This window comes from Pseudomonas sp. NFXW11 (genome assembly GCF_049887815.1).
In the GTDB taxonomy this organism is placed as follows: Bacteria; Pseudomonadota; Gammaproteobacteria; order Pseudomonadales; family Pseudomonadaceae; genus Aquipseudomonas.
This window is the reverse complement of the sequence record NZ_JAGEKI010000016.1, coordinates 137,690-150,435: the sequence shown is the minus strand read 5'-3', so window position 1 is coordinate 150,435 and position 12,746 is coordinate 137,690. Positions and strand designations below refer to the sequence as shown.

Annotated in this window: 11 protein-coding genes; 4 read left to right on the top strand and 7 right to left on the bottom strand. The window is 67.1% G+C overall.

The window, feature by feature from the left end:
* Positions 1-35 precede the first annotated feature (35 nt).
* The 4 genes from J4P02_RS23190 to J4P02_RS23175 all read left to right on the top strand — a co-directional run bounded on the left by J4P02_RS23190 (position 36) and on the right by J4P02_RS23175 (position 4,008).
* Positions 36-1,091, top strand: coding sequence for a sugar phosphate isomerase/epimerase family protein (locus tag J4P02_RS23190; RefSeq protein ID WP_426194617.1), 1,056 nt, complete (start codon positions 36-38; stop codon positions 1,089-1,091).
* Positions 1,092-1,118: 27 nt separating this feature from the next.
* On the top strand, positions 1,119-2,006 hold the full coding sequence (locus J4P02_RS23185) for an alpha/beta fold hydrolase (protein WP_426194615.1): 888 nt from the start codon (positions 1,119-1,121) through the stop codon (positions 2,004-2,006).
* A 138-nt stretch (positions 2,007-2,144) separates the two neighbouring features.
* On the top strand, positions 2,145-2,741 hold the full coding sequence (locus J4P02_RS23180) for a TetR/AcrR family transcriptional regulator (protein WP_426194613.1): 597 nt from the start codon (positions 2,145-2,147) through the stop codon (positions 2,739-2,741).
* An 88-nt stretch (positions 2,742-2,829) separates the two neighbouring features.
* Positions 2,830-4,008: a sugar transporter gene (locus tag J4P02_RS23175; protein ID WP_426194611.1), complete on the top strand. Its 1,179-nt coding sequence runs from the start codon at positions 2,830-2,832 to the stop codon at positions 4,006-4,008.
* 18 nt (positions 4,009-4,026) lie between these two features.
* Here the strand turns inward: J4P02_RS23175 and J4P02_RS23170 are convergent, their stop codons facing one another.
* The 7 genes from J4P02_RS23170 to J4P02_RS23140 all read right to left on the bottom strand — a co-directional run bounded on the left by J4P02_RS23170 (position 4,027) and on the right by J4P02_RS23140 (position 12,443).
* Positions 4,027-5,259 (bottom strand): MFS transporter, encoded by a 1,233-nt coding sequence (locus tag J4P02_RS23170; protein WP_426194609.1) that lies wholly within the window; start codon positions 5,257-5,259, stop codon positions 4,027-4,029.
* 3 nt (positions 5,260-5,262) lie between these two features.
* Positions 5,263-6,093: an ABC transporter ATP-binding protein gene (locus tag J4P02_RS23165; protein ID WP_426194607.1), complete on the bottom strand. Its 831-nt coding sequence runs from the start codon at positions 6,091-6,093 to the stop codon at positions 5,263-5,265.
* Entirely contained in the window at positions 6,090-7,157 is a 1,068-nt protein-coding gene (locus tag J4P02_RS23160; RefSeq protein WP_426194605.1) for a FecCD family ABC transporter permease, read from the bottom strand. The genes J4P02_RS23165 and J4P02_RS23160 overlap by 4 nt, the downstream gene beginning before the upstream one ends.
* Entirely contained in the window at positions 7,154-8,284 is a 1,131-nt protein-coding gene (locus J4P02_RS23155) for an ABC transporter substrate-binding protein (protein WP_426194603.1), read from the bottom strand. Before J4P02_RS23155 ends, J4P02_RS23160 begins: the two co-directional genes overlap by 4 nt.
* A complete protein-coding gene (locus tag J4P02_RS23150) occupies positions 8,271-9,152 on the bottom strand; it encodes a PepSY domain-containing protein (RefSeq protein ID WP_426194601.1) in 882 nt (293 codons plus the stop codon). Before J4P02_RS23150 ends, J4P02_RS23155 begins: the two co-directional genes overlap by 14 nt.
* 7 nt (positions 9,153-9,159) lie before the next feature.
* The gene (locus tag J4P02_RS23145; RefSeq protein ID WP_426194599.1) at positions 9,160-11,373 is read right to left on the bottom strand and encodes a TonB-dependent siderophore receptor; all 2,214 of its coding nucleotides are present in this window, start codon (positions 11,371-11,373) and stop codon (positions 9,160-9,162) included.
* A 167-nt stretch (positions 11,374-11,540) separates the two neighbouring features.
* Positions 11,541-12,443 (bottom strand): helix-turn-helix domain-containing protein, encoded by a 903-nt coding sequence (locus tag J4P02_RS23140; protein WP_426194597.1) that lies wholly within the window; start codon positions 12,441-12,443, stop codon positions 11,541-11,543.
* Between the last annotated feature and the right edge of the window lie 303 nt (positions 12,444-12,746).

Below are 12,746 nucleotides of genomic sequence, written 5' to 3'. Positions count from 1 at the left end.
TCTTTGTCGATCGACAAACAATAGGAAGCCACTCGATGCAAACCCTCAAGGGCCCCAGCCTGCACCTGGCGCAATACAGCGCCGACACCGCGCCTTTCAACAGCTTGCCGGCCATTGGCCAATGGGCGGCGAACCTGGGTTTCAAGGCGTTGCAGATTCCCGCCTGGGACGCACGGCTGTTCGATGTCGCCACCGCGGCAGACAGCCAGGACTACTGCGACGACCTCAAGGGCCAATTGGCCGAGCAGGGCCTTGAGATCAGCGAACTCACCAGCCATATCTTCGGCCAGCTGGTGGCGGTGCACCCGGCCTACGACGCCATGTGCGACAACTTTGCCCCTGAGGCGCTGCGGGGCAAACCCCAGGCGCGCACGGACTGGGCAGTGGAGCAGATGAAGCTCGCCGCCCGGGCTTCCCGGCGCCTGGGCCTGACTGAGCTGGGGACCTTCTCCGGGTCGCTGGCCTGGCCCTATCTGTTCCCCTTTCCCCAGCGTCCGCAGGGCCTGATCGAAACCGCCTTCGAGGAACTGGCGCGGCGCTGGCGGCCGATCCTCGATGTCTGCGACGAGCAGGGGGTCAACCTGTGCTACGAGATCCACCCCAGCGAAGACCTGCACGACGGCACCAGCTTCGAGCGTTTCTATGAGCTGGTGGATCACCACCCGCGCTGCAACATCCTCTTCGACCCCAGCCACTTCGTCATGCAGCAGCTGGACTACCTGGCCTACCTGGACATTTACCACGAGCGCATCCGCATGTTTCACGTCAAGGATGCCGAGTTCAATCCCACTGGCCGCCAGGGCATCTACGGCGGCTACAGCTCCTGGGTCGAGCGCGCCGGACGCTTCCGTTCCCTGGGCGATGGCCAGGTGGACTTCAAGGGGATCTTTTCCAAGCTGGCGCAGTACGACTACCCGGGCTGGGCCACCCTGGAATGGGAGTGCTGCCTCAAGGACCAGGAAGACGGCGCCCGCGAAGGGGTGGCCTTTATCAACCAGCACCTGATCCGGGTCACCGAGCGGGTGTTCGACGACTTTGCCGGTGCCGCCCTCGACCGCCAGCAGATCAACGCCATGCTCGGCCTGGCCTGAGCCCTGACCTTTTTCAAGAGAACTCTGATGAACGCTTACACCGCAAACCCCCAGGCTGAAACCTACGAGCTGATCCATGACTATGTGCGCATCGATGGCCAGCGCATCCACTGCGTACGTGCCGGCAGTGGCCGGCCGGTGCTGCTGGTTCCCGGCTGGCCGCAGACCTGGTACGCCTGGCGCGAAGTGATCCAGGCCCTGGCCGCCAATGGTTTCCAGGCAATTGCCGTGGACCCGCCGGGCAGCGGCCAGTCCGACCGCCCGGAGCAGGGCTACGACACCGGCCATGTGGCCGGGGTGCTGCACCGGGTGATGCAGCAACTGGGGCACGAGCGCTATGACCTGGTGGGCCACGACGTCGGCATGTGGATCGCCTACGCCCTGGCCAGCGACCAGCCGCAAGCAGTGCGCCGCCTGGCCATGACCGAGGCAGTGATTCCCGGGCTGGCAGCGGCGCCACCGATCTTCGTCGCGCCGGAGCAGAACATCTTTCTCTGGCACTTCATGTTCAACCAGCTGCGGGACTTGCCCGAGGCGCTGATCGCCGGGCGTGAAAGGGTCTACCTCAATTACATCTTCGATCGCTGGTCGCACCGCCGTGAAGCGGTGGCTGCTGAGGTGTACATCGAGGCCTATGCCGCGCCTGGCGGCTTGCGTGCGGGCTTTGCCTATTACCGGGCGATTCCCGAGACCGTGCGCCAGAACCTGCTGCGCGCCGAGCGGCCGCTGAGCATGCCGGTGCTGGCGATCGGCGCCGAACACGCCACCAACGATGCGCCATTGCTGACCCTGCAAGGCCGCGCCACTGACCTGCGCGGCGCCATAGTGGCCGACTGTGGGCACTTCATCATGGAGGAGGCGCCCGAGGCCTTCCTCGGCCACTTGCTGCCGTTCCTGCTGCAAGGCGACGACTGACGCCCCGCGCCACCCCGGCCACGACAGTGGCCGGGACGGGCGCAAATCCCCTATCATTTCGTCGCGGCGCCCTTGCCGAGCACTTGAGCGCAGCTTGTTGCGATCAGCTCCCCTGTCCTGACGAGATACCCCACCCCCATGGCTGGAAGACCCCGCGAATTCGATCGCAACCAGGCGTTGCGCCAGGCCCTTGAACTGTTCTGGGCCCAAGGTTTCGAAACCACCTCCATGGCTGACCTGGTCGCCGCCCTAGGCATCGCCTCGGCGCGCATCTATGCCGCCTTCGGTTCCAAGGAAGCGCTGTTTCGCGAGGCCATCGAACTCTATGAAAGCCAGGAGGGCGGCTTTGCCGACCTGGCCCTGGAGGAACCCTGCGTGTACCGCGCCATCGAACGCATGCTGCTGGAGGCGGTGGCGCTCTACACCCGACCCGGCCAGCCCCAGGGCTGCATGGTGGTGTCCTCGGCGGTGAACTGCTCCAGCGACAACGACGGCGTGCGCCAATGGCTGGCGGAACATCGCCGGGCCCGCACTGCGAGCATCATCCAGCGCCTGGAAGTGGCGCGCCAGGCCGGAGAACTGCTGCGTGAAAGCGATGCAACGGCTTTGGGGGATTACTACGCCATGGTGCTGCACGGCCTGTCGGTGCAGGCGCGTGACGGCGTGTCCGCGGCCTGCCTGCAGAACGCAGTGGCCCTGGCCCTGCAGGTGCTGGCGGGCTTGCGCCAACCCTGACCCGAACCGGGCCGCCGACCTTGGCCCGGGTTGTGCATTTTTTACCGGGGCGCCAAGCCCCTCGATCCGCCAGTGAGAAACCTGCCCCATGAGCAATCCCCAGGCTACCCCCCAAGGCAACTGGCAGTCGGTCATCGCGCTGGCCCTGGCGGCCTTCGTCTTCAACACCACCGAGTTCGTCCCGGTGGGGCTGCTCAGTGCCATAGGCGCCAGTTTCGACCTGGCCAGCGAACGGGTAGGGCTGATGCTCACCCTCTACGCCTGGGTGGTGTCCCTGACTTCGTTGCCAGTGATGCTGCTGACCCGCAACGTCGAGCGGCGGCGCTTGCTCACGGTGCTGTTCGGGCTGTTTATCGTCAGCCATGTGCTGTCCAGCCTGGCCGGCAACTTCGGCCTGTTGATGCTCAGCCGGATCGGCGTGGCCCTGGCCCATGCGCTGTTCTGGTCGATCACCGCGTCCCTGGCGGTGCGCCTGGCGCCGCCGGGCAAGCAGGTGCAGGCCCTGGGCCTGCTGGCCACCGGCACCTCCCTGGCCATGGTTTTGGGCATTCCCCTGGGCCGCCTGCTGGGCGAGGCCCTGGGCTGGCGCACCACCTTCGGGGTGATCGCCGCCATGGCCGGGTTGCTGGTGCTGTGGCTGATCCGCACCTTGCCGCTGTTGCCCAGCCAGAACTCCGGTTCGTTGCGCAGCCTGCCGCTGTTGTTCAAGCGCCCGGCGCTGGTGGCGATCTATGTCTTGACCGCTTTGGTGGTGACCGCGCAGTTCACCGCCTACAGCTATGTCGAACCCTTTATCAAGGTGGCGGCGGGCCTGGGCGGTGAGGTGGTGACCCTGGTGCTGCTGGTGTTCGGCGGTGCCGGGATCATCGGCTCGCTGCTGTTCAGCTGGCTGCACCGCCACAGCCCCCAGGGGTTCCTGCTGATTGCCGTGGCGCTGCTGGCGCTGTGCCTGTGCCTGCTGCTGCCGCTCAATGGCCAGGTCTGGAGCCTGGTGGCGCTGAGCGTGATCTGGGGCATGGCGATCATGGGCTTTGGCCTGGCCCTGCAATCCAAGGTGCTGACCCTGGCGCCGGACGCCACCGATGTGGCCATGGCGATGTTCTCCGGCATCTACAACATCGGCATCGGCGGTGGCGCCTTGCTCGGCAGCTGGGTTGGCGGGCAGTTGGGGTTTGCCTACGTCGGCCTGGTGGGGGGCGCCTTGGCCACCCTGGCCTTGCTGCTGTACGGCCTGGCCCTGGGGCGCATGGCCCGCGCGTCCGCCTGACGGGCGCCGGGCCAGCCGTTATCGGGCCTGCTGGCGGGTTTGTGGCCAGGCGGCCACCAGCACCAGCAGCAACGCTGCCAGCAGGTAGGGCAGGCGTGGCTCCAGGGCATAGATCAGGGTGCCGGCCAGGGGCCCGACCACCACCCCCAGGCCCTGGGCCGCGCCGATGGAACCGGCGGTGGCGCCTTGCTCGGCGGCGTCCACCGCGTTGCTGGCCAGGGCGGCGAAGGAGGGGAAGATCCAACCCATGCCCGCCGCCGAGATAAAGAAACCGATCCATAGCACCCAGGCCTGGGCCGCGACAATGCTTGCGGCAAAGCCCAGCGCCGCCACCAGGGCGCCGATGCGGATCATCCGCAGCGGCGGCCATTCCAGCCTGCGCACCAGCAGTTGCGAGGCGATCAGCGCCACTCCCACCAGGGTCAGGGCGATGCCGGCGGTCTGCGCCGCCGCGGTGGGGTCCATGCCCAGGCGATCGAGGGCGAAGAAGCCCACGGTGATCTGTGCCATGGCCACGCACAGCATCGAGACAAAGGCCACCAGCAGCGGTCGGCGCAGGCGCGGGTCTGCCAGGCTCACCGACTTGGGCGGCTGCTTGAGGTGCAGCTCCTGCTGTGGCAGCCGTGCCCGCAGCAACAGGAAACCCAGCAACGGCAGCAGCGCCAGCACATAGAACGGCAGGCTCAGGCTGTGCCGTGCCAGCAGCGCGGCCAGCGCCGGGCCCAGCACCAAGGCGCAGGCATTGGCCGCCCCCAGGGAGGCCATGGCCCGGGCCCGGTGCTCGGGCTCGATGTTGTCGGCGATCAGCGCGTAGCCGCCCACCGGAATCGCCGCGTAGAACACCCCGATCAGCCCGCGCCCCAGCAGCAGCCCGGCGAACGCCAGCAGCGCCGTGGGCAGGGCATGCAGCGCCAGGTCGATAAACAGGCTCAGGGCGAGAAAAGCCAGGGTGAAACCACCGGTGCCCAGCAGCAGGATGCGCCGCCGCCCCAGGCGATCGCTGGCCCGACCCCAGGGCCGCGCCAAAAGCATCCAGATCACCCCGGAGACGGTCACCGCCATGCCCGCCTGCCAGGTGGCCAGGCCGAGAATCCGAGCAATGGGGCCGATCAGCGAGACGAACGCCATCATCGCCATGGTGCAGGCCAGGTTGGCCAGCAGCAGTGGTCGCAGGTCGAAGGCGGCTGTGGCCCGGGCAGTCGCCTGGGGCGTGTCGAGGGTGTCGAAGGGCAGTTCTTGAGGCTTGGTCATGGCTTATCCCAGGGCTGAATGAAAGGGCAGGCGGCCGTCGACCATCACCAGCGGTCGACCGCGCACCTGTTCCAGGCTGCCGTCCACGCCATACACCTCGCGCAGCAGCTGTTGGTTGATCACCTCCAGGGCCGGCCCCGCGGCCGCCACGCCACCCTTGTGCAGCACCACCACCTGCTGGCTGAAACCCAGGGCCAGGTTGATGTCGTGGACCACCACCAGGGTGATCAGCTGGCGCTCGCGGGTGGCCCGGGTAATGGCTTCCACCACCTGGCACTGGTGGTACAGGTCGAGGGCGCTGGTGGGTTCATCCAGCAGCAGCACCCGGGGCTGGCGCACCAGGGCCTGGGCCAGCCCCACCAGCTGGCGCTGGCCACCGGACAGGGCATCGATGGGGCGGTCGGCCAGGGCTTGCAGGTCGAGGTCGGCCAGCACCTGCTCGACCCCGCGCAGCACCGCCGCGCTGGGTCGGCCGGGGGCGAAGCCGGCACCGCGATGCCCGGCCATGGCGGCACTGAGCACCGCTTCGAAGGCGCACAGGCGGGTGCGTTCCGGCAGGCTCTGGGGCAGGTAGACGATGTGTTGCGCCCGCTCCACCTGGGGTAGGCGATTGAGGTCGGCGCCGTCCAGCAGCACCTGGCCCGAGGTTTTCTGCAAGCCGGCGATGCCCCGCAGCAGGGTCGACTTGCCGGCGGCGTTGGGGCCGATCAGCGCGGTCAGGGTGCCGGCGGCCAGTGGCGGCAGGTTGACTTCGCGCAGCACCTGGCGGCTGCCGTAATGCATGTTCAGGCCGTGGGTACAGAGGCCCGGGGCCGGGGGCTGGGGACGGTTCACAGAACACCTCGACGGTTGCGCATGACAATCGCCATGAAGAAGGGAATGCCCACCAGGGCAGTGACGATGCCCACCGGCACCAACACCCCGGGAATCAGCGCTTTGCTGGCGATCGAAGCCATGGACAGGATCAACCCGCCGCTGAGCACGCTGGCCGGCAGGAACAGGCGGTGGTCTTCGCCCACCAGCAGGCGGGCGATATGCGGGGCGATCAGGCCGATAAAACCTATGGTGCCGACAAAGGACACCGCCAGCGCCGACAGCAGGCTGATGCGCAGCAAGGACAACAGGCGCAGGCGGCCGACATCGATGCCAAAGCTGCGGGCGCGCTCCTCGCCCAGGGTCAGGGCGGTCAGGGCCCAGCTCTGGCGCAGGGAAAACGGCAGGCACAGCAGCAGCGCCAGGGCCAGCACCGCGAGCTTTTCCCAGGAGGCCCGGGCCAGGCTGCCCAGGGTCCAGAACACCAGCTGTTGCAGGCTGTCCTGGGTGGCGACGAATTGCAGCAGGGCCACCAGGGCATTGAAGGCGAACACCAGGGCGATGCCGAACAGCACCAGGCTTTCCACGCCGAAACCGCGCCAGCGCGCCAGCAGGTAGAGCAGGGCCACCGAGGCCAGGGCGAAGACAAAGGCATTGGCCGAGATCAGGTACTGCGCCGGCACCCCGGGAATGCCCAGGCCCAAGACAATCGCAAGGGCCGCACCAAAGGCCGCCGCGGCGGACACCCCAAGGGTGAAGGGGCTGGCCAGGGGGTTGTCGAGCACGGTCTGCATCTCGGCCCCGGCCAGGGCCAGGGCGGCGCCCACCAGCACCGCCATCAGGGCATAGGGCAGGCGCACGTTCCACACGATCACCGCTTCCACCCGGGGCATCGAGCCCGGGTCCCACAGCACCTGCAACAGCCGCGCAAGGCTCATGCCCGAAGGCCCGGTGGTGATGTCCAGGGCCAGTGACAGCAACAAGGCCAGGCCCAGCCCGGACAACAGCAACAGGCGCTTGCCGTGGCGCTTCTGGTAATCACGGGAGGCGAGGCTGTCGTCCACCTCGCTGGCGATCCGGGTCATGGCGCCAGGCTCGTGGCGAACACGCCGCTGGCGGGAATCGGCATGAAACGCTGGTACAGCTCACGGCGGGTGTGGTCCGGGTCCAGGTCCTTGAACAGCTCCGGGTGCAGCCACTTGGCCAGGGCCTGGACCGCGATCAGGTGCTCCGGCGAGTCGTAGAAGATGTGCCACAGGCCATGCACATTGCCTTGGCGCACCGCCCGCAGCTCGTTTAGCGGCGGGCGCTGGGCGGCTTGGCGCAGGCTGTCCCGGGCCTGTTGCAGGGTGGCCGAATAACCCAGGGTCACACCGCCCTGGCCGGCGGCAAACACCCCGGTGGCCACGTACACATCCGGGTCGCTGGAAAGGATGTATTCGACATTGAGCACGCCGATGGGGCCGGGGATGCGCCCGTCGGCGATATTCTGGCCGCCGGCCAGCTTGATCATCTCGCCGAAGTTGCCGGTGCCCGGCGAGCCGCAGCAGTCCTGCAGGCCGGCGAGCATGTCGATGAAGATTTTCGGCTGCTTGACTGGCGCGGCCTTGGCCAGGGTGTCGCTGACCTTGGCCAGGGACGCCTGGTAGAAGGCGATAAAGGCCTCGGCCTGCGGTTCACGGTCCAGGGCCTGGCCCAGCAGGCGCATGCTCGGCACCGTGTTGCGCAGCGGGTGGTCGCTGAAATCGACGAACAGCACCGCCACCCCGGCGGCTTCCAGCTGCTTCACCGCCTCGCTGTCCGGGCTCGGCCCGTGGCCGCCGCTCAGGGCCATGATGGCCAGGTCCGGATGCACTGCCAGGGCTTTTTCAACGCTGAAGGTCTCGGCGGAGGTGCCGCCCACCAGCGGTACCTTTTCCGCTTCCGGGAAGGCCTTGTGGTAGGCGTCGTAGCCCTGCACGTCGAGGCCGCGGAAATCCCCCTGCCAGCCGGCAAGGCGGGCGAAGGGGTTCTGGCCTTCGAGCAGCGACAGGGAATAGATCATCCGCCCTTCGCCCAGCAGGATGTGTTCGACCTTCTCCGGCAACTGGACCTGGCGCCCGGCGAGGTCGGTGACTGTCGTGGCGCTGGCGGTGGCGGGCCACAACAGGCCCAGCAATAGGCCCAGCAATAACCCCTGGCGGGCGCGGCGAATGAAATCACGGTGTGTCATGGGAAGCTTCCTTGAACGATTGGACGGCCCGGCGGGCAACGCGCTTGCGCCACCACAGCAGCAGGCCGGTGATGTACAGCAGGGGTAATGAAATACCGCAGAGAAACGCCAGCCAGGCACCGGCCGTGCCCAGCAGCAAATGACCGTGGGCGGCGGACAGCAGCGGCTTGAGCGCCATGGGCTGGGCGGCCAGCCAGGTGAACAGCTCCGGGCGGGCCAGCCAGGCGCCGCTGCCGGCAATCAGCAGCAGCGGCAGGCACAGCCAGGCCGCGGCGAGGTTGTGCCATTCCCGCAGGCGCCGGCTGCCCTGGCTGCCGGGACGCAAGCTGGCGGCCTTCCACCAGCTGCGCCGGCCCGGCCACCACAGGTACAGGCCACTGCCCAGGGAACCCAGCAGCACCAGGCCACAGAGCAGCACCAGGTTCGCGCCCCAGGCCGGCGGCAGCAGCAGGCTGCGGTGCAGCGCCACCAGCTTGGCCAGCCACAGTTCTTCGAAGACGAAGAAGCCCCGGGGCTCGCCGCTGTAGGGGTCGATCATGGCGATGCCGGTGCCGGGGCCTTGCTTGAGCGCGCCGAACACAATTGCATTGTCCGACTCGAGAAAGCCCTGGCGCGGGGGCGCCGCGCCAAAGACTTTCTGCAACTGCGGGTAGGCACGGGAGGCGGCGCTGATCCAGGCGCTCTGCTCCAGCGGCGCGCCGTGCTCGCCGGGGGCCAGTTGCAGCATCTGCGCACCGACCTCCCAGCGCAGGATCGGCCCCTTGAGCTCCAGCAGCGCGCCGCTCAGGCCCAATAGCGCCAGCAGCAGGCCCAGGCTCAGGGCCAGCCAACGATGCAGCTTGAGCCAGATATCGCGCATGCGCAGCATCGGCGGCCTACCAGCGGTAGCGCAGGCTGGCGATGACACTGCGGTCATAACCGGCGCTGCAACTGCTCAGGGAGCAGCCTTCGTAATAGCGCTTGTCGGTGAGGTTGGTGGCGTTCACCGCCAGGCGCAGGCCCTTGGCCGCGGGAATCAGCTTGTCGAAGTCGTAGTGCACCGCGGCGTCCAGCAGGGTGTAGGAGGGCACGCTTTGGGTATTGGCGGCATCGGCTTGGGTGGCGCCGATATAGCGCACCCCGGCACCGAAACCCAGGCCCTGCAGCGGGCCTTCCGGCAGGCTGTAGTCGGCCCACAGCGAGGCCATTTTTTCCGGGGTGTCGGTGGGCCGCTGGCCTTTTTCCAGGGGATTGTTGCTCTTGCTCACTTCGGCGTCGTTGAGGGTCAGCGCTGCCAGCAGGTCCAGGCCCCGGGCCAGGCTGGCCTTGCCTTCGAGTTCGATGCCGCGCACGTTGATCTCGCCGGTCTGGAGCCTGTTGAGGGGTTGCACCGGGTCGGCGGTCTGGACGTTTTCCTGGGTCAGGTCGAACAGCGACAGGGTGATGTAGCTGTCGATGCCCGGCGGCTGGTACTTGACCCCCACTTCCGACTGCTTGGCGCTGGTGGGCTTGTAGGGGGCGCCGTAGAAGTTGGTGCCCAGCACCGGATCGAAGGAGGTGGAATAGCTGATATAGGGCGCCAGGCCGTTGTCCGCCAGGTACACCAGGCCGGTGCGGTAGGTGAACTTCTCGTCGTCCTGCTTGCTGCCGTTGTTGTTTTTGCGGTCGTCAGTGCGGGCGCTGGAGCGATCCTGGCGTCCGCCCACCGTCAGCACCCAGTGGTCGTCGAAGGTGAACTGCTGCTGGGCGTAGACCCCGACCTGGTCGGCGCGCTGCAGGGTATTGGCGAAGGTCTGGTTGGGGTTGAACACCCCGCCGTGCACCGGGTTGTAGATGTCGATGGGCGAGGCGCTGCCGCCGCGCAGGCTGTAGTCCTCGCGGGTGCGCCGGTAGTCGATGCCCATCAGCGACAGCATCTGGGTGTTGCCCAGGTTCCAGCGGGCCTGGAGGTTGTTGTCCAGGGAGTAGGTGTCGCCAATGATCCGGAAGCGATAGGCCGAGCGCTCCAGGGTGCGCAGGTCCGAGTTCAGGGAGCGGCCGCTGACGGTGTTGGTCAGCAGGTTGACGTGGCCGTAGCGGGCGCTGGAATTGAGGCTCCAGGTGTCGTTGAAACGATGCTCCAGCAGGTAACCCAGGGAGTACTGGGTGCGGTCGTTGTCCAGCCCGGGCTCATCGAGGAATAGGTTGTGCTTGACCTTGCCGTTGGGGTTGGCCAGCAGGGTGCCGCGGGCCGGCAGGAACACCCGGGGGGCGCCGAACTGGTCCTGGGTGTAGTCGGCGAGCAGGGTCAGGCTGGTGTCGTCATTGGGCTTCCAGGTGAAGGACGGGGCGAAGTACTGCTTGTCGTCCTTGATATGGTCGAACTGGGTGCCGCTGTCGCGCTCCAGGCCCACCAGGCGGTAGAGAAACTGGCCTTCATCGTCCAGCGGGCCGCTGAAGTCGAACTGGCCCTGGGCGCGGTCGAAACTGCCGCCCTGGATCTGCACCTCATGGTAGGGCTTGTCCAGCGGGCGCTTGCTGATCTGGTTGACCACCCCGCCCGGGGAGTTCTGGCCGAACAGCACCGAGGCCGGGCCCTTGAGCACGTCGATGCGCTCCAGGCCATAGGCTTCGACTTTGGGCCAGGCCTGGGCGGTATTGCCCTTGAGGCCATCGCGCAGCATGCCGGTGGTGACGTCGAAACCACGGATCGAAATAGTGTCGAAGCGCTGGCTGGCAGCAGTGGTATTGGCCTGCACCCCGGCGGTGTAGCGCAGCGCCTCGTTCACCGACTGCACCTGCTGGGCGTCCATCTGGTCGCGGGTGACCACCGAGATCGATTGCGGAATCTCGCTCAGCGAGGCGTCGGTCTTGGTGCCACTGAGGCTGCGCTTGGCCACGTAGCCTGCTTGCGGGCCGGTAGGCGAGTCGGCCTGGGTGGCGCTGATCACACTGGTGTCCAGCACCAGCGGCTGCTCCGGGTCGCGCTCGGCGTCGGCGGCCATTGCGGCACCGGCCTGGGTCAATGACAGGCCCAGGGCCAGACCGTGGATCAGGTTCGCCAGAGGACTACGGCGCAGGCCAGTGGCTGGCCAACCTGAGGTGTTTCGATGCGCGACGCGGGTGCCCATGCTTCACTCCGTGATGGGGTATCAAATGAGAATGCAAACGTATCTCATTAATGGACGTAGGCAGGGCGCTAAAACTTTGGCTTGCGCGATCATTTCTTTCGTTTGCGGAACATCGAGGGGGCAGCGGGGAGGGTGGGATGGCCGCAGGCGCCCGGCGGGCGCCGGGCTCAGCGCAGGGACTTGGGGGAAACCCCGAAGCGCTTGCGAAAGGCGGTGGAGAAGTGCGCCGGGCTGTAGCCGACCCGGTAGGCCGCGCTGGAGACATTGGTTTCGCCACTGGCCAGCAGGCGATAGGCCTCGCCCAGGCGCTGTTCCTGCAGGTAGGCATAGACACTGGTGCCGAACACTTGGCGGAACCCGGCGGTGAGCTTGCGCGGGTTGAGGCCCACCAGGCGCGACAGGTCGGCCAGTGATGGCGAGTCTTGCAGCGAACCCAGCAGCAGGTCGCGGGCAGCGTGGATGCGTTCGATGTCTGCCGAGCTGCAGGGGCTGTCCTGCAGCGGCCGCGATTCGGCCTGGGCCAGGATGCCCTCGACCCCCAAAGCGGTGAGCTCCAGGGCCTTGCCGCCCAGGTAGAAGGAGCGCGTGGGGCCCTGCAGCGGGCAGGTGAAAATCTGCTGGGCCAGGGCCAGCAGCGGCTTGCTTGCCGGTTGGCAGAACAGCATCGGGCCGCCGCCACGCTGGTCCAGCAGGCGCTCGGGCTCCAGGCCGACATTGCGGATCGAGGGGAAATCCAACTGCACCGTGGTGTAGCGCACCGGTACCCCGCTGGCGAACAGGTGGTCGCCGCAGTGTTCGCCCTGGTTGGCCACGGCGCATAGGGTGGGGCCGCGGATCTCCACTTCCGGCTGGCCCTCGACCCGGCAATTGAGCTGGCCGCTGAGCACCAGGATGATTTTCAGGCCCTCCCACAGGGGTTCCTGCATCCACATCTGGCTGTCCATCAGCACGGTGCCGGTGGACAGGGTGATCTCCGGCACCACGGCGGCGGGGCCGGTGTTCTGCGGGTTGGGAAAGTGCAGGGTGAAATCCCTTTTGACAGGCTGCGGCGCAGCTTTTGGGCTGAGCATGGCGAACTCCCTGTGGACCTGAAAAGAGGCCATACGCTAGCAGGATTTTCCGATCCTGTAATTAAGAATGATTATCCTTTAGCCTCCGAGCCCCGTCCTGACGGGGTCTGCCGCCGGTGCGCCGCGCAATCAAAAGAAAAAGCCGCGCAAACGAATGTCCTGGCGATTGCCGGGTCGCTGAAATTGCCTATTAATAATCACTCTCATTTCCAGGCATGGCAGCCCCTCATGGACCAACCCTCCCGCCGTCACCGGCCTGCTCAGCCTTTGGGGCTGTATCCCCGCCACGGCTGACGGCCTTAT